Source organism: Pannonibacter phragmitetus (assembly GCF_050510895.1).
In the GTDB taxonomy this organism is placed as follows: Bacteria; Pseudomonadota; Alphaproteobacteria; order Rhizobiales; family Stappiaceae; genus Pannonibacter; species Pannonibacter phragmitetus_B.
The window spans coordinates 194,946-214,197 of sequence record NZ_JBNINT010000002.1; the positions used below are offsets into that span (position 1 = coordinate 194,946).

Consider the following 19,252-nt stretch of genomic DNA (forward strand, 5'->3'; position numbering starts at 1 on the left):
CGCTGATGCCATCGAGGTGCGCAACCCCTTTGATGGCGCACTCGCAGGAGAAGTTCCGGTCAGCACGGGAGCGGAGGTTCTCGCCGCCCTCGCCCGTGCCCGCAAGGCGCAGGCAGACTTCCGGCACTCCACACCTGCCCTGCGCCGCAAGCTGCTGGAGGCACTGGCCGCGCAGATTGCCGCCCATGCGGAAGAACTGGCACGGACCATCTGCAACGAGATGGGCAAGACGATCACGGAAGCCCGCAATGAAGTGCGCCGGGCCCAGAACACCCTGCGGCTCTCGGGCGATGCAGCCACTTTCCTCGACGGCGAGGCCCTGCATTGCGCGATCGTCGAGGGCGGCGCCGACCGGCTGGCCACCGTCACCTATCAGCCGGTGGGCGTCGTCGGGGCCATCACGCCCTTCAATTATCCGCTCAACCTGCTGTGCCACAAGCTGGGGCCAGCCATTGCCGCGGGCAATGCGGTGATCGCCAAGCCTTCCCCCAAAGCCCCGCTCGCAGCCGCGATGCTCTGTGAGCTGGCCGCAAAGGCGGGCTGGCCGGACGGGCTGTTTCAGGTGGTGCATGGCGGCGCCGGAACGGCGCTGTCGCTGGCGCGTGCGCCCATCGACCTTCTGTCCTTCACCGGCGGCCCGGCGGCTGGCCTTGCCCTGAAGGCCGCCAGCGGGCTGGTGCGCTGCCTGATGGAACTGGGCGGCAATGACCCCTTGTTCGTGCTCCCGGATGCGGATCTCGACCGGGCCGTGGCGACGGCCATCGGCCACCGCTTTGAAATCGCCGGACAGAGCTGTGCAGCGGTGAAAAAGCTCTACCTGCATGAGGATATTGAGGAAGAGTTCACCGCCCGGCTGCTGGCCGAAGTCGCACGCATACGCACAGGCGATCCCCGGCAGGCGGAGACGGTGATGGGCCCGGTCATCGACGAGGCGGCTACCGCTCTGGTGGAGAACCGGATCAACCAGACACTTGCGGGCGGCGCAGAGCTGCTGGCCGGTGGCACCCGCGAGGGCACGCTCGTCGCCCCCACGGTGCTGCGCAATGTGGCCGCCGATGCGCCGGTCATTGCCGAGGAAACCTTCGGGCCGGTCATCGCTATCCGCAGCTTCCGCGATCCGGCGGCGGCCATCTGCGAGGTAAATGCGGGAGACTATGGCCTGCAAGCCGGGGTCTTCACCAATGACCATGCGCTGGTGAAGCTGTTCTCCCGCGAGCTGGCGGTGGGCGGTGTCATGATCAACGAGGGACCGGACTTCCGCGCCGAGCATGTGCCCTTCGGCGGCATCAAGCGCAGCGGGCTTGGCCGCGAAGGGGTGCGCATCACCTTGCGGGAGATGTCCGAAACCAAGGTGGTCATCGACTGACACCACCCCGCGCAGGACATGAGCATTTTCAAGGAATGACACGCCAGCATCGAAAGACCTGGCAGCAGGAGCAGAAGCAATGCGGATCTCAATCTTCGGAGCATCCGGCCGTGTCGGCACACAGCTGGTGGAACTGGTGCTTGCCAGTCCGGGGCTGGAGCTGGTGGCCGCGCTTGTCTCGCCCACCTCACGCCATGTGGGGCAGCCAGTGGCGGGCGGCGCATTGGAATACCGGCCCGCAGAGGCGGCCATGAACACCCGCTGCGATGTAATCATCGACTTCTCGGCCCCTGCTGCCTCGCTCTGGCTGCAAGAGCAGATCGGCACCAGCCCGCTGCCTTGCGTCATTGGCACAACGGGCTTTTCCAGGGCGCAGGAGGACCAGCTGACCGGCTGGTCCGCCCACCGGCCGATGGTGATCAGCGCCAATTTCGCTCTTGGCTTTGAGGCTTTCCGCCAATGCGCGGCACGCTTTGCCAGCACCATGCCGGGCGCCGAGGCCACGGTGCGGGAAGTCTATCACGCCCGCAAGAAGGCCGAACCGTCCGGCACCTCGCGCTGGCTGGCGGAAACCGTGCGCCAGGCGCGGAGTGCGGCCATGGGCTTTGCTGCGGGCGAGCCGGACATCACCGTCAACCGCGAGGGTGATGTCACCGGAATCAACGAGGTGCGCTTTGACCTGGGATCCGCCGGGCTGACGCTCTCCTATCAGGTTCACACACTGGCAGCCTACGCCGAAGGCGCAATGGCTGCCGCCAGCTGGCTCCGCACGGCCAGACCAGACTGCGGGCGTTACACGCTCGCCGACACCCAGACCACATGACTTCCACGGGAGAGCCCCATGACACAGCTTTCTGACCGCTTCCGCGGTGTCTTCACCGCCCTCGTCACCCCGTTCCGCAACGGCAGCATCGACCATGATGCCTATGCCGCCCTGGTGGAACGCCAGCTTGCAGCCGGTGTCACGGGCCTCGTGCCCGTGGGCACCACTGGCGAAGCGGCAACCTTGTCCGATGCGGAAGCTGAAGACCTGATCCGCCGGACGGTGGAACTGGCCCGGGGCCGCGCCTTCATCCTCGCGGGCGCAGGTGCCAATGACACGGCAAAGGCCGTGGAAAAGGTGCGCCAGGCCGAAGCTGCCGGGGCCGATGGCGTGCTCGTCGTCACCCCCTATTACAACAAGCCGGAGCAGGCAGGCCTCATCGCCCATTACAGCGCCGTGGCGAAGGCAACTTCCTTGCCGGTGGTGCTCTATTCGGTGCCCGGCCGCTGCGGCGTCGAGATTGCCCCGGAAACCTGCGCCCGGCTGATGGACATGCACGCCAATATCGTCGCCATCAAGGAAGCCGGCGGCTCTCCTTCCCGCGTGACGGAGCTGCGGCAGGCCTGCGGCAGCCGCCTCATCATTCATTCGGGCGACGATGGCCTGACGCTGCCGTTCCTGTCGCTGGGCGCCTGCGGTGTCACCAGCGTCGTCTCCAACATCGCCCCGCGTGAGATGGTGGAACTGGTGAAGGCATGGGAACAGGGCGACACGGCCCGTGCGCTGGCGGTGCATGAACTGGTCGCGGAGCTTGCCGGCAGCATGTTCATCGAATCCAATCCCGGTCCGGTGAAGGCGGCTCTCGCCCTCGCCAATCTCGCCGGACCCGAGATGCGCCTGCCGATGGTGCCCGTCTCCGACCGGAGCCGCCAGACCATTGCCGCTGCCCTGAGCCGTTTCGGCTCGGCATCCGGCGCCTTTCCCGGCACCGCCTGCTAAACCGGCCGAGAGCCGGACATGTCCGGCAGCGGAAAGAAACACAAGAACCGGAAGACCCAGAGGGACCAGAATGACTGACACATTACATGCGCCGGCCCCCGGCAGAACAGGAGGCGGATCGTGACCTACACCTGGGATTTTCACTCCGCCTGGCAGTACAGGGATCTGTTCCTGTGGGGGCTCTGGATCAGCGTCCTCTATACGGCAGGCTCCATCCTGTTCGGGGTGCTGATCGGCTTTCTCACCTGCGCCATGCGTCTGTCCGGCTGGAAGGTGCTCGACCTCACCGCCCGCACCTATCAGGAAATCTTCCGCTGCACGCCGCTTCTGGTTCAGCTGCTGTGGTTCTACTACGCCTTCCCGCTGCTGGTGGGCGGAACCATCGACAACCGGGTGGCCGCCATGCTGACCCTGTCGCTCTATGTCGGGGCCTTTTATGCGGAGATCTTCCGGGGCGGCATCGTCTCGATCGACCGGGGCCAGCGTGAGGCGGCAGCGGCCATCGGCATGAGCCCCTGGCAGTCGATGCAGCGCATCATCCTGCCGCAGGCGCTGAAGCGGATGCTGCCGTCCTTCATCAACCAGTCCGTCATCCAGTTCAAGAACACCTCGCTGGTGTCGGTGATCTCGGTGGCCGACCTTGCCTATATGGCGGCCGTCGTCAACGGCCAGACCTACCGCCCGCTCGAATCCTACACGGTCATGGCCGTCCTCTACATCGCGGTGCTGCTGCCCGTGACGCAGATCGCCGACCGGGTGGAAAAGCGGCTGCGCGTGAGCGATTGAAGGAGAAGCGCATGACCAGCGAAACCAGCCGTGCCGCAGAAAACCCGGTGATCGAAGCCTCCGGACTGCGCAAGAGCTTCAGCAACCTTCAGGTGCTCAAGGGTCTCGACCTCAGCCTCAACCGCGGCGAAGTGGTGGCCCTGATCGGGCCGTCGGGCTCGGGCAAATCCACCTTCATCCGCTGCCTCAACCGCATGGAGCATCCGACCGGCGGCGAGATCCGTTTCCGTCAGCAGCCGGTGGGCGACAGTTTCCGTGACAGTGCGGGCAAGATCGGCATCGGCACCTTGCGCCGCCATGTCGGCATGGTGTTCCAGCACTTCAACCTGTTTCCGCACATGACCGTGCTGCAAAACGTGACCGAAGGCCCGGTCACCGTCTGCCGCAGGCCGCGCCGGGAAGCCGAAGAGCTGGCCATGGATCTGCTGGCAAAGGTCGGCCTTGCCGAAAAACACGCGGCCTACCCCAATCATCTCTCGGGCGGGCAGAAGCAGCGGGTGGCCATTGCCCGGGCCTTGGCCATGGAGCCGGAGGTTCTGCTCCTGGACGAGGTGACCAGCGCGCTCGATCCGGAGCTTGTCGGTGAGGTTCTGGCTGTCATCCGCTCGCTTGCCGAACAGGGCATGACCATGGCCATCGTCACCCACGAAATGGCCTTTGCCGCCGAGGTTGCCGGACGGGTGCTGTTTCTCGACCAGGGCGTCATTGCCGAAAGCGGCACGCCGGACAGCGTCATCCTCAACCCGGAAAATCCCCGTCTCCAGGCGTTTGTGGCCCGTTTCCGGCCCTGACAGAAAGGCAAGAAAGCCATGTCCGGCTTCAAGATCTCTATCGTGGGTGCAGGGCGGATGGGCACCGCCCTTGCCGCTCTGCTGGCGCAGGATCCCAGCTTCCGGGTGCGGGTGCTTGACCGCTCCGAGGATGCGCTCGACGGCTTGCGCCACGCAACTGCGGCGCTGGAAACACGCCTCCTGTGCCATGGGGAGGAGCTGCACACGGTTCTGGCGGGCGAGGATCTCGTGGTGGCCGCCGTGCCGGACAGCGCCGTCGCCGCCGTGGCAGAGGCTGCCCGGCGCGCCCGCGTCCACTATCTCGACTTCATCGCCACGCCGGCAGCGGCCCGCCAGCCGCTGGAGGAGCTGGCGGCAACCCGCGCCGTGCTGCCCGGCTGCGGTGTGTCACCGGGCCTTGCCGGCACTCTCGCCTGCGCCTTGCTGAAACGCTATGCGCCGGTGTCCGACCTCATCATCCGCGTTGGCGCCCTGCCCCGCTATCCCGCCAACCGGCTGGGCTATGGCCAGATCTGGCATGTGGATGGGCTGATCGACGAATACACCCGCCCCTGCACCGCCCTGCGCGAGGGCCGCAGCACGGAACTGTCGCCGCTGGAGGATTACGAGCGCCTCAACATCGATGGCGTCGCCTTCGAGGCCTTCACCACCTCGGGCGGACTGGGGGATCTGGATGCGGTGGCCCGGTTCTCACCGCGCAGCGTCACCTTCAAGACCCTGCGCTATCCCGGCCATCTGGATTACATGCGCTTTCTGCTGGATGACCTTGGCCTGCGCCAGCGCCGCGACATGCTGAAGTCGCTGCTCTGCAACGGGCTGCCGGTGGTGGAGGATGACGTGCTGCATGTGATGCTGACGGTGAAGGCCATGCGCGGCCGCCAGCCGGTGGAACGGACCCAGTGCCTGCGCTTCGGCCCCCGCATGACCTCCTGCATGGCCCCGCAGGCTTCGGCACACGTGAAGGGACAGACAGCGGCTCCCACCCCGCAATGGTCAACGCCCTCACCGCCACCGCAACCGCCTATGCCGCCACCCTGATCAGCAGCCTTGCCAGCGGCAAACTGGCCGCAACGGGCATGCTGGACCCGGCCTCGCTTGACGTGGAGGCCATGCTCACGGGCCCCTACCTCGCACCGCTGCTCAGTGGCAGCGCCGCAGCGCCATATTAGCGCTCAAGCGAGCCAAGAACGGTGCGGCAGCGGCTGAGGATCGCGGCCTGCACCTCGTCCATGAGAGGGTGATCTCCTGCCGGCATGGCGCAGACGGCCTGCCTTGCCGCATCCAGCTGCTCCATCACCCTCCCGGCCAGCGACCGGACCCGCTCAACGGCGGCACGCGGGGCAAGCCCGCAGCGTTCGGCCTCGCGCTGCCAGTGACGCCCGGCAATCTGATTGCCGCGCCGCTTGTCTGCCACGTCGAGGGCGAGGTTTTCCGTGATGCCGTCCCAGACCTGCGCACAAAGCACGTCATAAAGCGGCGCCAGCGCCACCGCGTCCGGACCGATCATGAGGGAGTAGTTCTTCATGTGCGCATCGGTGTTGCAGGCAAGCACGTTGAAGACCATGGCATCCCACAGCCGCAACACATCCGCGCCGCCCCCGGCGGCGCGCAGCCGGTCCATCATCGCCGCAAAGCTGCCCTTCGGCCCCGGTGCCTGACTGTGCTGATACTTGGCGGAGGGCGGCAGGCCGAGCGCCTGACAGAAATCCTCCTGATGCAGCCGCCGCAGGTGCTCCCTTGCGCCAGACGGTCATACCGGCGGACCAGAAGATAGGTCCGCTCTCCCGCCCGGCCCGTGGTCACTTCGCTGGCCTCAAGACCGGCAAGGCGTGCCAGCGTCAGGCAGAAGGCTTCGTTCTGCACATTGCCCCAGAGGCGGGAACTGTCCGGCTTCAGGATATGGCTTGAAGCGGTGCCATTGAGCGGAATGGCGAGGCGCCCATCCTCCAGCACGCGCACGGACAGCTTGGTCTGCACCCCCGCGAGTGACATGGACACCCCATCCTCACCGGCCAGAAACGGCTTGCGGGGCAGCTCCGAGATGATCCGCTCCAGATCCGCTTCGGAGCCGGTTTCCCGCACCTCGCAGGTGGTCAGGCCCCGCCCGGCGAAGGAGAAGGCACCGGAGGTGTCGCGCCCCGCGCGCTCCAGCAGCGCCAGCACATCCGTGTGCGGCACATCCAGAATGCGGGCCATCATCCGCACCGCATCAGCGTCTTCCGGCAGCAGGTTGAGAAGCCACGGCCCCAAAACCGGCCAGCCGTAAGGCTCTGCCCGCAAGGGCATCGACACGGACAACGGAAAGGCCCAGGGCTGCGCCAGCCAGTCCGGATCATAGCAGAAGACCGGCGCGCTGCCGTCCCGCTCCATGATGCTGCCTGCCAGGTGGCGCTCGTAAAAAAGCTGCAAGGCTCAGCTCCTCACAAGGGCGGAAGCGGACTGGGGGAGGTTTGCAGCGGGCCTGTCATCAGGGCGTTGACGCGCAGGCCAAGCGCCTCGGCGGCCGCCAGCGCAGGGCCAAGGTGGCTGGTGCCCTTGCCCCGCTCCAGCTCGCTGATGAAGCGGCGGTTGGTGCCGATCATGCCCGCAAGATCCGCCTGTGTATGCCCCAGCGCCTTGCGCCGCGCCCGGATGGCCGCGCCAAACTCTCGTGCCAGCCGCTCTTCTGCCGGAGACAATGCCATCTGCACCTCACCAATCTGCTACACATCTGTAGCATCATGAGCTGAGCACCACAAGATGATACCTTTCTGTAGCATTGAGGCTGAACACGTAGAAAAGATACAGAAAGGTATCTTTACAGCGCTTACACACTCCAACGATACCGTTCTGTACCATCCTCCGCGCAAGCGCCCGATTTGACAGCGGCGGGCAAAATTGGCAGCACTGTCGCCAGAGTACGGGGAAGAGCTTCCATGGCGAAACGTGGCGAAGGGCAGACAAGGCTGGATGATGCGGCAAGGGCCGGCTGGCTTTATTACGTCGCGGGCCGCACCCAGGACGAAATCGCCGCCGCCATGGGCATCTCGCGCCAGAGCGCGCAGCGGCTGGTGTCACTGTCGGTTGCCGAACGGCTGATCAAGGTGCGCCTCGACCACCCCATCGCCGCCTGCCTGGAACTGGCCGAGGCGGTGAAGGCGCGCTGGGGCCTCAAGGATGTGGAGATCGTGCCCACCGATCCGGCCTCGGAATCGGCCACAGTCGGCGTTGCCGAGGCTGGTGCTGCCCAGCTGGAGCGCTGGCTGAAGCAGAGCGACCCGCTTGTCATTGCCATGGGCACGGGGCGGACCCTGCGCGCCGTGATCGACCAGCTGCCGCCCTTGGAATGCCCGCAGCACAAGATCGTCTCACTCACCGGCAACATCAGCCCGGATGGCTCGGCCGCCTATTTCAACGTCATCTTTTCCATGGCCGATGCGGTGAAGGCGCCGCACTTCCCCATGCCGCTGCCGGTGATCGTTTCCTCTCCGGCAGAACGCAAGCTGCTGCACAGCCAGCCGCTCGTCGCTCCGACCATCGCCCTCGGTCAATGCAGCAATGTCACGTTCGTCGGCATCGGCGAGATGAACATGAGCGCGCCGCTGCTGGTCGATGGCTTCCTGAAACCGCAGGAGATGGAAGACATCCTGCAGGCGGGTGCAGCGGGCGAGATCTGTGGCTGGATCTTTGGCGCGGATGGCAAGCTGCTGGATCACCCGGTCAACGAACGGGTCGCCAGCCTCGAAATCCCCTCGCGCCAGACCTCAACCGTCACCGGCATCGCGCGCGGCAAGCGCAAGCATGCGGCGATCCTCGCCGCCGTGCGGGGCGGGCATATCAACAGCCTCATCACCGATGAAGAGGCCGCCCGGCACCTTCTTTCCCGAACGTAAGATTTTTTCATAAACAATATCAATTGCCTGCCTGATCCTTGCGGCATCGCAGCATGGAATCCGGATTGACATTTTGTGCGCTCAAAGTGAGTAATTGCTCACGAGCAAGGCGAATGCTCATTTTCTTCTGGGAGGAAGACATGCACTTGAAGACGATTCTGCTGGGCGCGGGCTCGCTGCTGGCCCTTGCCGGCATGGCCTCGGCCGAAACCCTGACGATTGCGACGGTCAACAACGGCGACATGATCCGCATGCAGGGCCTCACCTCCGAATTCACGGCGCAGAATCCGGACATTGAGGTCCAGTGGGTGACGCTGGAGGAGAACGTCCTGCGCGAGCGTGTCACCACCGACATCGCCACCAAAGGCGGGCAGTATGACATCATGACCATCGGCACCTATGAGGTGCCGATCTGGACGAAGCAGGGCTGGCTGCTGCCGCTGGACAACCTCGGCGCGGACTATGACGTGGACGACCTCCTGCCGGCCATCCGCTCGGGCCTGACGGGCGAGGACGGCAAGCTCTATGCCGCGCCCTTCTATGGCGAGAGCTCTTCGTCATGTACCGCAAGGACCTGATGGAAAAGGCCGGGCTGACCATGCCGGACGCCCCCACCTGGGACTTCATCGCCGATGCGGCGCGCAAGATGACCGACCGGGCCAATGGCATCAACGGCATCTGCCTGCGCGGCAAGGCGGGGTGGGGCGAGAACATGGCCTTCCTGACGGCCACGGCCAACGCCTTCGGTGCCCGCTGGTTTGACGAGAACTGGCAGCCGCAGTTCGACCAGCCGGAATGGAAGAACACCCTCGACTTCTATGTGAAGCTGATGAATGACGCCGGGCCGCAGGGCGCATCCTCCAACGGCTTCAACGAAAATCTGGCGCTGTTCCAGCAGGGCAAGTGCGGCATGTGGATCGACGCCACCGTCGCCGCCTCCTTCGTAACGAACCCGCAGGATTCCACCGTCGCTGACAAGGTGGGCTTTGCACTGGCGCCTGATACGGGCCTTGGCAAGCGCGGCAACTGGCTCTGGGCCTGGAACCTCGCCATCCCGGCTGGCACACAGAAGGCGGAAGCGGCGGAAAAGTTCGTCGCCTGGGCAACCAGCAAGGCCTATCTGGAACTTGTCGCCTCGAAGGAAGGCTGGGCCAACGTTCCCCCTGGCACCCGCACCTCGCTTTATGAGAATGCCGAGTACCAGGCCGCAGCGCCCTTTGCGAAGATGACGCTGGACTCCATCAACGCCGCCGACCCGAAGAACCCCACTGTCAAGCCGGTGCCTTATGTGGGCGTGCAGTTCGTGGCCATTCCCGAGTTCCAGAGCCTCGGCACCTCGGTGGGCCAGCTCTTCGCGGCAGCACTGGCCGGCCAGATGTCCGTCGATGACGCGCTCGCCCAGGCCCAGACCATGACCGTCCGCGAAATGACCCGCGGCGGCTACATCAAGTAAGCAGCGGAGGGGCTGCCACGTGACCGCAGTGAGGCTTCAGCCTTGCGGCACGGCCTTTCAGTCCCCCTCCCCTTGAGGGGAGGGGAGGCTGAGAGGCCCTGCCGTGGAGAGAAAGCCGCCGCCTTTGCCTCTGGTGGGGAGCAAGGAAAGAGGCTCTCCGGGGCAGTGTTTTCTCCGGACTGCCGGTGAGGCACCAACTCCTCTCCCCCTTGAGGGGGAGATGCCCCCGGCAGGGGGCAGAGGGGAGTAACTGACTGTCCGCTTGTATGAGAGGTAGTGTCTTTCTGAAGCGCTGCGACCCCCTCTGTCTGCTGACGCAGACATCTCCCCCTCAAGGGGGAGAGGGACGCTGCGGCAAAAGGAGAGAACTGACCTCCTCCTTGCAGCCGTAAAAAACACTGGCCGCAGAGATTAACAAGACAGGCCAGGCCCCATCCTCCACCTCCCCGTCCGGGCCTCTCATGAGGGGTCCGGGCGGGGCTTCCCGGGTCCTTGCGGCCTCTGGCGCAGCGCTCATCAGGGCAAGATTTCATCATGGCTACTCAGAACACACGCACACTGGCACGTCTGATGATGGCACCCTCCGTCGGGCTGCTGCTGATCTGGATGATCGTGCCGCTGGCGATGACGCTGTGGTTCTCGTTCCAGAACTACAATCTGCTGAACCCGGCCAATGTCAGCTTCGCCGGGCTGTTCAACTACCGCTATTTCTACACGGACCCGGCCTTCTTCCAGTCCGTCTGGAACACGCTGCTGATCGTCGGCGGCGCGCTGCTCATCACCATCACGGGCGGCCTGCTGCTGGCGCTGCTGCTGGATCAGCCCATGTTCGGACAGGGCATTGTCCGCATTCTGGTGATCTCGCCCTTCTTCGTCATGCCGCCGGTGGCTGCGCTGGTGTGGAAGAACATGATCATGCATCCAGGCTACGGCGTGCTGGCGGATATCAACCGGGCGCTGGGGCTCGATCCGGTGGACTGGTTTGCGCAATATCCGCTGCTGTCGATCATCATCATTGTCGCCTGGCAGTGGCTGCCCTTCGCAACGCTGATCCTGCTCACCGCGCTGCAGTCGCTGGATGCGGAGCAGAAGGAAGCGGCGGAGATGGACGGGGCGAATGCCTTCAACCAGTTCATCTATCTGACGCTGCCGCATCTGGCCCGCGCCATCACCGTGGTGATCCTGATCGAGACGATCTTCCTGCTCAGCGTCTATGCCGAGATCCTCGTCACCACCAATGGCGGGCCGGGCTATGCCTCGACCAACCTTGCCTTCCTGATCTACCGCACGGCGCTGCTCGGCTACGACGTGGGCGGCGCATCAGCGGGAGGCATCACCGCCGTCATCCTCGCCAACATCGTCGCCATCTTCCTGATGCGCGCCGCCGGCAAGAACCTGGACCGGTAAGGAGACACGCATTATGGCCCGCGCCACCAGCACCCGCCGCAAGATCACGGTCACGCTCATCGCCTGGACGGTGGCACTCGTGATCTTCTTCCCCATCCTCTACACGCTGATCACCAGCCTCAAGACCGAGACCGAGGCGATCCGGGGCTTCAGCCTGATCCCCAGCTTCACGCTGGAGAACTACGTCACGGTGCAGACCCAGCGCGATTACATCAAGCCCTTCCTCAATTCGGTGGTGCTGGCCGCGGGCTCGACGGTGCTGGCGCTTCTCGTCGGCATTCCCGCCGCATGGGCCATGGCGTTTTCGCCGACAAAGCGCACCAAGGACATCCTGATGTGGATGCTTTCCACCAAGATGATGCCGGCCGTCGCCGTGCTGGTGCCGATCTATCTGCTGTTCCGCGACTTCGGCCTGCTCGACACGCGCACCGGCCTCACCGTGATGCTGACGCTGATCAACCTGCCGATCGTCATCTGGATGCTCTACACCTATTTCCGCGAGATCCCGGGCGAAATCCTGGAAGCGGCGCGCATGGACGGAGCCTCGCTCTTCAACGAGATTGTCCATGTGCTCACGCCCATGGCCCTGCCGGGCATCGCCTCGACGCTGCTGCTCAACATCATCCTGGCCTGGAACGAAGCCTTCTGGACGATCCGGCTGACCACAGCCAACGCGGCACCGCTCACGGCCTTCATCGCCTCCTTCTCCAGTCCGCAAGGCCTGTTCTGGGCAAAGCTTTCCGCCGCCTCGACCATGGCCATCGCGCCGATCGTGATCCTCGGCTGGTTCAGCCAGAAGCAGCTCGTGCGCGGTCTCACCTTTGGCGCCGTCAAGTAAGGAACCCCGCTGATGGGCAGCATCAAACTCGAACAGCTTTCCAAGTCCTTCGGCGAACATGCCGTCATTCCGGGGATCGACCTTGAGATCAACGATGGCGAGTTCGTGGTCTTTGTCGGCCCGTCCGGCTGCGGCAAGTCCACGCTGCTGCGGCTGATCGCAGGCCTTGAGGACGCCTCCGGCGGGCGCATCCTCATCGACGGCAAGGACCAGACCCACACCCCGCCCGCGCAGCGCGGCCTGGCGATGGTGTTCCAGTCCTACGCGCTTTATCCGCACATGAGCGTGCGCTCCAACATCGGCTTTCCGCTGAAGATGGCGAAAGCCGATCCGGCGGAAATCAAGCGCAAGGTGGAGGAAGCCGCGCGCATCCTCAATCTCACCGATTATCTGGAGCGCCGTCCCGGCCAGCTGTCCGGCGGCCAGCGCCAGCGCGTCGCCATTGGCCGCGCCATCGTGCGCAATCCGCGCTGCTTCCTGTTTGACGAGCCGCTGTCCAACCTCGATGCGGCGCTGCGCGTTGCCATGCGGCTGGAAATCACCGAGCTGCACCAGAAGCTGAAGGCCACCTCGATCTATGTCACCCACGACCAGGTGGAGGCCATGACCATGGCCGACAAGATCGTGGTGCTGAACAAGGGCCGCATCGAACAGGTGGGCTCGCCGCTGGAGCTGTACCGCAGCCCCGCCAATCTCTTCGTCGCCGGCTTCATCGGCTCGCCGAAGATGAACCTGATCAGCGGCCCCACCGCCGCTGAGCATGGGGCCCACACCATCGGCATCCGGCCGGAGCACGTCACCCTGTCGCTCGACAGCGGGCTGTGGCAGGGCAAGGTCACGGTGGCCGAGCATCTGGGCTCCGACACCTTCCTGCATGTGGAGGTGGAGGGCGCGGGCACCATCACCACCCGCACCGGCGGCGAATTTCCCGTCCGCCATGGCGACACCGTCTACGTGACGCCGGATCTCACCCGCCTGCACAGGTTCAACGGCGAAGGACAGGCCCAATGAGCGGCAGACTGGAGGGCAAGTCCGCCCTGATCACCGGATCGGCGCGGGGCATCGGCCGGGCCTTTGCCGAAGCCTATGTGCGCGAGGGCGCAACCGTTGCCATTGCCGACATCGACTTTCTCCGCGCCACCGAAACCGCCGCGGAAATCGGCAGCGCCGCCTATGCGGTGAAGCTCGATGTCACCGATCAGGCCTCGATCGATGCCGCCGTGCGCACAGTCGAGGAGCGGCAGGGCGGGCTGGATATCCTCATCAACAACGCCGCCCTGTTCGATCTGGCCCCCATCACGGAGATCACGCGGGAAAGCTATGACCGGCTTTTCGCAATCAACGTGGCCGGCACGCTGTTCATGCTGCAGGCCGCCGCGAAGTCGATGATTGCGCGCGGCAAGGGCGGCAGGATCATCAACATGGCCAGCCAGGCCGGCCGGCGCGGCGAGCCGCTGGTCGCCGTCTATTGCGCCACCAAGGCCGCGATCATCTCGCTGACGCAATCTGCCGGGCTCGACCTCATCAAGCATGGCATCAACGTCAATGCCATCGCCCCCGGTGTCGTTGATGGCGAGCACTGGGACGGGGTCGATGCCCTGTTTGCGAAATACGAGAACCGGCCGCTTGGCGAGAAGAAGAAGCTGGTGGGCGAGGCCGTGCCCTTCGGCCGCATGGGCCGGGCGGAAGACCTGACCGGCATGGCGGTGTTCCTCGCCTCGCCCGAGGCCGCCTACATCCTCGCCCAGACCTACAATGTGGACGGCGGCAACTGGATGAGCTGAGGGCCGCACGGCCCTCCCGCCCTCCCCCGCCAGTCAAGGACTGCACTCATGACGACGAAGCTCTCACTCGCAACGCTCGCCAGCCTCAAGGGCCGGGCCGCCCTGCCCGCCTACCGCCGCGAAGACCTCGCGCCCGGCATCCTGCATTTCGGCACCGGCAACTTTCACCGCGCCCATATGGCGGTCTATCTGCACGAGCTGTTCAACACGGGCCGGGATCTCGGCTGGGGCATCATCGGCGCCGGGGTCATGCCCTCCGACCGGCGCATGCACGAGGTGCTGAAGGGGCAGGATTTCCTCACCACCGTGGTCGAGCAGGACGCAGACCGCTCCGGCGCCACCGTCACCGGGCCGATGCTGGACATGATCACCGCACCGGACTTTGCCCGCATCATCGACACACTGGCCTCCCCGCAGATCCGGATCGTCTCCATGACGATCACCGAAGGGGCTATTTCATCGACCCGGCGACGGGGAAGTTCGATGCCGCCCATCCGGCCATCATCGCCGACGCAAAGGACCCGGAGCATCCGCAGACCGTGTTCGGGCTGATCATCGCCGGGCTGAAGGCGCGTCGGGCGGCGGGCATTCCCCCATTCACCGTCATGTGCTGCGACAACATCCCCGGCAATGGCGAGGTGACGGAGGCCACCGTCTGCGGGCTGGCGCGCCTCTCCGATCCGGCTTTCGCAGACTGGATCCACGCCAATGTCGCCTTCCCCAATTCCATGGTGGACCGCATCACCCCGGCCACGGGCGAGCGGGAGATCCGCATGACAGCGGAGGCCTACCGCATCGAAGACGGCTGGCCGGTGTTCTGCGAGGGCTTCAAGCAATGGGTGCTGGAGGACCGGTTCCCGCTGGGCCGCCCGGCACTGGAGCTGGCGGGCGTCACCTTCGTGCCCGATGTGGCGCCTTACGAGCTGATGAAGCTCAGGATCCTCAACGGCGGCCACGCGGCGATTGCCTATCCGGCGGCACTGATGGACATCCATTTCGTGCATGAGGCCATGGAAAACCCGCTGATCCGCAGCTTCCTTGCCAAGCTGGAGCATGAGGAAATCATCCCCGTGGTGCCGCCCGTGCCGGACACCCGCCTTGAGGATTATTTCGCGCTGATCGAGAGCCGCTTCTCGAACCCTAAGATCGGCGACACCATCCCCCGCCTCGCGCAGGACGGATCGAACCGGCAGCCGAAGTTCATCCTGCCTTCGACAGCGGACCGTCTGGCACAAGGGCTTGATGTGCAGGGCCTTGCCCTCGTCTCCGCCCTGTGGTGCCGCTATTTCGAGGGCACCAGCGATGGTGGCAAGCCGATTGCCTTCAATGACCCGGCCGCAGACCGGCTGCATGCCGCAGCCCTTGCCTCACGCACGGACCCGGACGCCTTCACCGGCCTTGCCGATATCTTCGGCCCCGTCGGCACGGACAGCCGCTTCCGCCAGCGCTTTGGCGAGGCGCTGGTCAGCTTGCGGGCGCATGGCACGGCAGATACGTTGCGGCGCTATCTGAATGGAACCCTTGCGAGCTGAGTATCCATGACCAAGCAGCAGATCCGGCTGGTGATTTTCGATTGTGACGGCGTGCTTGTCGACAGCGAGGCCATTGCACTCGACGTGCTGATCGAGGCCCTTGCGGAAAAGGGCATCAGCCTTGATGCGGATGGCGCTGCCCGCCGGTTTCTGGGGCGCAGCCTTGGCTCGCTGAGCGAAACCGTCGCCGCAGAATTCGGCGTGGAGATTGATCCGCCGTTCCTCAACCGGATGCGCGAGGTGCTCTATGACCGCTTCCGGCAGGAGCTTCAGCCCATCGCCGGGGTGGCGGCGCTGATCGGGGCGCTGAAAGACAGTGGCATCGCCTGCTGTGTCGCCTCGTCCAGCCAGCGCGAGCGCATCGAGTTCTCGCTCTCCCTCACCGGCCTCCTCGACGGGCTTGCGCCGCATATCTTCAGCGCCACGATGGTTGAGAACGGCAAGCCCGCGCCGGATCTCTTCCTGCACGCAGCGGCGGCCATGGATGTGGAGCCCGCTGACTGTCTGGTCATCGAGGACAGCCCCGCCGGGATCATGGCCGCGCAGGCCGCAGGCATGGGCGTGATTGCCTTCACCGGCGGGGCGCACACCCGTCACGCCTCCTACACCGCCGCGCTGAAGGACCTGAAGCCCGATGCGCGGTTTGACGGCATGCGGGAATTGCTTCAGTTTGTGCTCCCAGCGAGGAGACCGGAAGACATAACGGATGCCTGACCACATCTTGGCCGTGGACGTTGGCACGGGAAGCGCGCGTGCCGGTGTGTTCGATCTTCGCGGACGGCAAGCTGCCCGCTGCGTTGTGCCAGTGTCGCTGCACACACCCCAACCCCGGCACATGGAACAGGACAGCGGGGAGATCTGGTCCGCCGTCTGCCGTGCGGTGCGCGCCGCCCTCGGCGAGGCCGGTCTTGCGGGCGCAGATATTCTCGCCATCGGCTTCGACGCCACCTGCTCGCTGGTGGTGCGGGACACACAGGGCCAGCCGCTTTCCATCTCCACCACGGGCGCTGCAACCCGCGACACCATTCTGTGGATGGACCACCGCGCCATCGCGGAAACGGACCATTGCAACGCCATAGAAGATCCGCTGCTGGCCCGTTTCGGCGGCAGGCTTTCGGTGGAAATGCAGATCCCCAAGCTGCTTTGGCTGAAGCGGCATATGCCGGAGATCTGGCGCAAGGCTGGCCTCATCTTCGATCTTTCCGACTACCTGACCTGGCGGGCCACAGGCTCCACCGCGCGCAGCCATTCGCCCATGGCCTCCAAATGGGGCTACACGGCGGAAACACCCGGTGCGCCGCCGCAGGACTTTCTGGCAAAGGCGGGCCTTGAGGATCTCATGGAGCGCGCAGGCCTGCCGCTGCACTCTCATCCCGTCCACCAGCCGGTGGCGCGTCTCTCGGCGGAAGCGGCGGAAGCGCTCGGGCTCACCACCGCCTGCCTCGTGGCGCCGGGGCTGATCGATGCCTATGCGGGCGCGCTCGGCCTTTTTGCCGCCGGAGAACGGCCGCAGGCGCCCCTTGCGCAGGAAGCGGCCTTCATCGCAGGCACATCCAGCTGCATCATCCGGCTCACGCAGGCGCCCGTTTCCGGCCCCGGCTGCTGGGGCGGTTTCGAGGGCGCGGCCATTCCGGGGCTGTATCTGCTGGAATCAGGACAGTCGGCCTCCGGTGCCTTTCTCGACCATGTGCTGAAGACACACCCCAGCGGCGGCGAACCCTCGCAGGCGCGGCACCGGGCCATTCTGGATGCCATCGGAGCGCGGCTGCAAAGCGAAGGCCGGGATTTCGGCCTGCCCATCACCGTGCTGCCGGATATCCACGGCACCCGTTCGCCGGTCTCCGATCCGCGCCTGACGGCCAGCCTCTCGGGGCTGGATCTGGACACGTCCGAAGAGGGCCTGCTGCGGCTCTACTGGCGCAGCTGCGTCGCTCTCGCCTGCGGCATCAGCCATATTCTGGACCATCAGCCCACTGACGCAGGCAGGCCGGAGCGGCTTCTGCTCGGCGGCGGCTTTGCCGGGCACGCGCTGCTGGCCCAGCTTCATGCCGATGCCACCGGCGCAAGCGTGCATGTACCGGCGCATTGCGATGCCGTGCTGCTCGGCACCGCCCTGCATGCCGCTGTGGCCGCCGGGGCCTTCCCCTCTGTCCATAAGGCGGGAGAGGCGATGCGCTTCGCCATGCGGGTTTTCACCCCGCAGCCGGAAGCCGCCGCCGCGCTCCACCGCGACAAGGCCCTCCACACCGCCATGATCCGCCACCGCGCAGAACTCACCGCGATCATGGCCGGATAACAAAAAGGCCGCAGGGGTGATGCCTGCGGCCTTGTGTCTTTTTGCGCCGTTTCGCGGTTACTGAACCGAGGCGATGAAGGCGTCTACTTCTTCCAGCGGGATGTACTTTTCTTCCTTCGTGCCTTCGGCGGTGAAGTTCCAGATGACCGCCGGGGCGGAAACATCGCCGTTCTTGTCGAACTTCACGTTGCCGGTTGCGCCCTGGTAGAGCACGGTGCCGCCGCCTGCGAGGATCTTCTTGGCTTCCGCGAAGCCTGCGCCATCTGCCGTGACGGGCGTGCCTGCCGGGTCAGTGACCTTGGCCACCGCTGCGGCAATTTCGGGGCCCTTGGCGTCCTTGCCGGCCGCTTCCATCGCCAGCAGGGCGATCATCGCCGCGTCATAGCTGTTGGCAAGGCCGGGGCCGTTGGGCTGGCTGCCGAATTTCTCCTGATAGCGGGTGACGAAGGCCGCCGCCGACTCGGTGCGCGGCGAGGCCGTGTCCGTGCCCGACGCGTTGGCCAGATATTCAAGGCCGACATTGTTGCGGAAGTCATCGGACTTCAGCGAGTTGGCGAGGATCATGTTCTGCGTGCCGCCCAGCGACAGCCATTCGCGCACCACCGCCGTGCCTTCGGTGGGGTAGAGCGCCAGATAGACCGCTTCCGGCTCGCCGGAGAGCGCTTCGGTCACTTCGGCGCGGAAGGAGGGCTGAGCGTCGTTGATGGCGACCACACCCGTCACCTTGATGCCGAGTTTTTCGAGGTTGGCGGCAACGATGCGGCCAATGTCCTGGCCCCAGTCGTCGTTCTTGTAGAGCACGGCAACGGACTTGTAGCCCTTGTCGCGGGCGACCATGGCGCCCACGGCCGCCTGAACGCCGGAAGTGGCGAAGGTGCGGAACCACAGGCCGTCCGTCTTGCCCTCTTCCGCCAGCTTGGTGAAGGCCGAGGAGGACGAGCAGCAGGACATCTGCATCACCTTGCCCGGCACGGTGACGGAGGTGAGGATGGGCATGGAAACGCCGCTCGACACGGAGCCCAGCAGCACCGGCACCTGATCAATATCCACCAGTGCCTTGGCGGCATCGACGCCAACCTTCGGGTCGGTCTGGTCATCGCGCAGCACCATGTCGATCTGGCAGCCCTGCACGCCGCCAGCTTCGTTCACCTGCTCGACCACGAATTTCGCCGTCTCGGCAATGGGGCGGCCCCAGTCCACGGAGATCGGCAGCACCGCGCCGATCTTGCGGGTGCAGGCCTGCGCTGCCGCATCGCCGGCAAATTGCGGGGCGGCCAGAGCGCCCATTCCGAGGGCCAGACCGAGGCCTGCCCGCTGCAAACTCCGCTTCATCGTCATTTCAATCCCCTCTGTTTACTGCCCGGG

General features: G+C 65.4%; 18 protein-coding genes and 2 pseudogenes. 16 read left to right on the top strand and 4 right to left on the bottom strand.

Going from position 1 to position 19,252, the window contains the following annotated elements; translation table 11 throughout:
- Positions 1 to 10: 10 nt before the first annotated feature.
- The 7 genes from ACQB61_RS22195 (at position 11) to ACQB61_RS22225 (ending at position 5,874) form a co-directional block, all read left to right on the top strand.
- On the top strand, positions 11 to 1,366 hold the full coding sequence (locus ACQB61_RS22195) for an aldehyde dehydrogenase family protein (protein ID WP_430514630.1): 1,356 nt from the start codon (positions 11 to 13) through the stop codon (positions 1,364 to 1,366).
- A 79-nt stretch (positions 1,367 to 1,445) separates the two neighbouring features.
- The gene (locus tag ACQB61_RS22200) at positions 1,446 to 2,189 is read left to right on the top strand and encodes a 4-hydroxy-tetrahydrodipicolinate reductase (RefSeq protein WP_430514589.1); all 744 of its coding nucleotides are present in this window, start codon (positions 1,446 to 1,448) and stop codon (positions 2,187 to 2,189) included.
- 18 nt (positions 2,190 to 2,207) lie between these two features.
- Complete coding sequence (gene dapA / locus ACQB61_RS22205; protein WP_430514590.1) at positions 2,208 to 3,128, top strand: 4-hydroxy-tetrahydrodipicolinate synthase; 921 nt, start codon at positions 2,208 to 2,210, stop codon at positions 3,126 to 3,128.
- 120 nt (positions 3,129 to 3,248) lie between these two features.
- Complete coding sequence (locus ACQB61_RS22210) at positions 3,249 to 3,914, top strand: amino acid ABC transporter permease (protein ID WP_058900953.1); 666 nt, start codon at positions 3,249 to 3,251, stop codon at positions 3,912 to 3,914.
- Between the two features lie 11 nt (positions 3,915 to 3,925).
- The gene (locus ACQB61_RS22215) at positions 3,926 to 4,705 is read left to right on the top strand and encodes an amino acid ABC transporter ATP-binding protein (protein ID WP_430514591.1); all 780 of its coding nucleotides are present in this window, start codon (positions 3,926 to 3,928) and stop codon (positions 4,703 to 4,705) included.
- 18 nt (positions 4,706 to 4,723) lie between these two features.
- Positions 4,724 to 5,743, top strand: a complete 1,020-nt coding sequence (locus ACQB61_RS22220; protein ID WP_430514592.1) for a saccharopine dehydrogenase NADP-binding domain-containing protein — start codon at positions 4,724 to 4,726, stop codon at positions 5,741 to 5,743.
- Positions 5,695 to 5,874 carry a hypothetical protein gene (locus ACQB61_RS22225; RefSeq protein WP_430514593.1) on the top strand — a complete coding sequence of 60 codons (180 nt, stop codon included), beginning with the start codon at positions 5,695 to 5,697 and terminating at the stop codon, positions 5,872 to 5,874. Before ACQB61_RS22220 ends, ACQB61_RS22225 begins: the two co-directional genes overlap by 49 nt.
- Here the strand turns inward: ACQB61_RS22225 and ACQB61_RS22230 are convergent.
- The 3 genes from ACQB61_RS22230 to ACQB61_RS22240 are packed head-to-tail and all read right to left on the bottom strand — an operon-like array spanning position 5,871 to position 7,389.
- Positions 5,871 to 6,434, bottom strand: a complete 564-nt coding sequence (locus ACQB61_RS22230; RefSeq protein ID WP_430514631.1) for a HipA domain-containing protein — start codon at positions 6,432 to 6,434, stop codon at positions 5,871 to 5,873. The genes ACQB61_RS22225 and ACQB61_RS22230 overlap by 4 nt on opposite strands.
- Positions 6,326 to 7,114 carry a HipA N-terminal domain-containing protein gene (locus tag ACQB61_RS22235; RefSeq protein WP_430514594.1) on the bottom strand — a complete coding sequence of 263 codons (789 nt, stop codon included), beginning with the start codon at positions 7,112 to 7,114 and terminating at the stop codon, positions 6,326 to 6,328. The genes ACQB61_RS22230 and ACQB61_RS22235 overlap by 109 nt, the downstream gene beginning before the upstream one ends.
- An 11-nt stretch (positions 7,115 to 7,125) precedes the next feature.
- Complete coding sequence (locus ACQB61_RS22240; RefSeq protein WP_430514595.1) at positions 7,126 to 7,389, bottom strand: helix-turn-helix domain-containing protein; 264 nt, start codon at positions 7,387 to 7,389, stop codon at positions 7,126 to 7,128.
- A 231-nt stretch (positions 7,390 to 7,620) separates the two neighbouring features.
- Here ACQB61_RS22240 and ACQB61_RS22245 point away from each other — a divergent pair, with 231 nt between their 5' ends.
- The 9 genes and pseudogenes from ACQB61_RS22245 (at position 7,621) to ACQB61_RS22285 (ending at position 17,887) form a co-directional block, all read left to right on the top strand.
- Complete coding sequence (locus tag ACQB61_RS22245; RefSeq protein ID WP_430514596.1) at positions 7,621 to 8,577, top strand: sugar-binding transcriptional regulator; 957 nt, start codon at positions 7,621 to 7,623, stop codon at positions 8,575 to 8,577.
- A 140-nt stretch (positions 8,578 to 8,717) separates the two neighbouring features.
- Positions 8,718 to 10,030 (top strand): annotated as a pseudogene (locus tag ACQB61_RS22250) (ABC transporter substrate-binding protein).
- A 534-nt stretch (positions 10,031 to 10,564) separates the two neighbouring features.
- Complete coding sequence (locus tag ACQB61_RS22255) at positions 10,565 to 11,437, top strand: carbohydrate ABC transporter permease (protein ID WP_430514597.1); 873 nt, start codon at positions 10,565 to 10,567, stop codon at positions 11,435 to 11,437.
- Positions 11,438 to 11,450: 13 nt separating this feature from the next.
- Positions 11,451 to 12,275: a carbohydrate ABC transporter permease gene (locus ACQB61_RS22260; protein ID WP_430514598.1), complete on the top strand. Its 825-nt coding sequence runs from the start codon at positions 11,451 to 11,453 to the stop codon at positions 12,273 to 12,275.
- Between the two features lie 12 nt (positions 12,276 to 12,287).
- Complete coding sequence (locus ACQB61_RS22265) at positions 12,288 to 13,286, top strand: ABC transporter ATP-binding protein (RefSeq protein WP_430514599.1); 999 nt, start codon at positions 12,288 to 12,290, stop codon at positions 13,284 to 13,286.
- Positions 13,283 to 14,059 carry an L-iditol 2-dehydrogenase gene (locus ACQB61_RS22270; protein WP_186392318.1) on the top strand — a complete coding sequence of 259 codons (777 nt, stop codon included), beginning with the start codon at positions 13,283 to 13,285 and terminating at the stop codon, positions 14,057 to 14,059. The genes ACQB61_RS22265 and ACQB61_RS22270 overlap by 4 nt, the downstream gene beginning before the upstream one ends.
- Positions 14,060 to 14,107: 48 nt before the next feature.
- Positions 14,108 to 15,591: pseudogene (locus ACQB61_RS22275) on the top strand (mannitol dehydrogenase family protein).
- Positions 15,592 to 15,597: 6 nt separating this feature from the next.
- Positions 15,598 to 16,305, top strand: a complete 708-nt coding sequence (locus ACQB61_RS22280) for an HAD family hydrolase (protein ID WP_430514600.1) — start codon at positions 15,598 to 15,600, stop codon at positions 16,303 to 16,305.
- Positions 16,298 to 17,887, top strand: a complete 1,590-nt coding sequence (locus ACQB61_RS22285) for an FGGY family pentulose kinase (protein WP_430514601.1) — start codon at positions 16,298 to 16,300, stop codon at positions 17,885 to 17,887. Before ACQB61_RS22280 ends, ACQB61_RS22285 begins: the two co-directional genes overlap by 8 nt.
- 57 nt (positions 17,888 to 17,944) lie before the next feature.
- Here the strand turns inward: ACQB61_RS22285 and ACQB61_RS22290 are convergent, their stop codons facing one another.
- The gene (locus ACQB61_RS22290) at positions 17,945 to 19,225 is read right to left on the bottom strand and encodes an ABC transporter substrate-binding protein (RefSeq protein WP_430514602.1); all 1,281 of its coding nucleotides are present in this window, start codon (positions 19,223 to 19,225) and stop codon (positions 17,945 to 17,947) included.
- Positions 19,226 to 19,252: the final 27 nt, after the last annotated feature.

Bases quoted from the DNA above. Each gene is read 5' to 3' on its own strand.
- ACQB61_RS22200 (WP_430514589.1), top strand. From the start codon at position 1,446: ATGCGGATCTCAATCTTCGGAGCATCCGGCCGTGTCGGCACACAGCTG.
- dapA (WP_430514590.1), top strand. From the start codon at position 2,208: ATGACACAGCTTTCTGACCGCTTCCGCGGTGTCTTCACCGCCCTCGTC.
- ACQB61_RS22225 (WP_430514593.1), top strand. From the start codon at position 5,695: ATGGTCAACGCCCTCACCGCCACCGCAACCGCCTATGCCGCCACCCTG.
- ACQB61_RS22255 (WP_430514597.1), top strand. From the start codon at position 10,565: ATGGCTACTCAGAACACACGCACACTGGCACGTCTGATGATGGCACCC.
- ACQB61_RS22260 (WP_430514598.1), top strand. From the start codon at position 11,451: ATGGCCCGCGCCACCAGCACCCGCCGCAAGATCACGGTCACGCTCATC.
- ACQB61_RS22240 (WP_430514595.1), bottom strand. From the start codon at position 7,389: ATGGCATTGTCTCCGGCAGAAGAGCGGCTGGCACGAGAGTTTGGCGCG.
- ACQB61_RS22215 (WP_430514591.1), top strand. From the start codon at position 3,926: ATGACCAGCGAAACCAGCCGTGCCGCAGAAAACCCGGTGATCGAAGCC.
- ACQB61_RS22245 (WP_430514596.1), top strand. From the start codon at position 7,621: ATGGCGAAACGTGGCGAAGGGCAGACAAGGCTGGATGATGCGGCAAGG.
- ACQB61_RS22285 (WP_430514601.1), top strand. From the start codon at position 16,298: ATGCCTGACCACATCTTGGCCGTGGACGTTGGCACGGGAAGCGCGCGT.
- ACQB61_RS22280 (WP_430514600.1), top strand. From the start codon at position 15,598: ATGACCAAGCAGCAGATCCGGCTGGTGATTTTCGATTGTGACGGCGTG.
- ACQB61_RS22270 (WP_186392318.1), top strand. From the start codon at position 13,283: ATGAGCGGCAGACTGGAGGGCAAGTCCGCCCTGATCACCGGATCGGCG.
- ACQB61_RS22265 (WP_430514599.1), top strand. From the start codon at position 12,288: ATGGGCAGCATCAAACTCGAACAGCTTTCCAAGTCCTTCGGCGAACAT.
- ACQB61_RS22220 (WP_430514592.1), top strand. From the start codon at position 4,724: ATGTCCGGCTTCAAGATCTCTATCGTGGGTGCAGGGCGGATGGGCACC.
- ACQB61_RS22290 (WP_430514602.1), bottom strand. From the start codon at position 19,225: ATGACGATGAAGCGGAGTTTGCAGCGGGCAGGCCTCGGTCTGGCCCTC.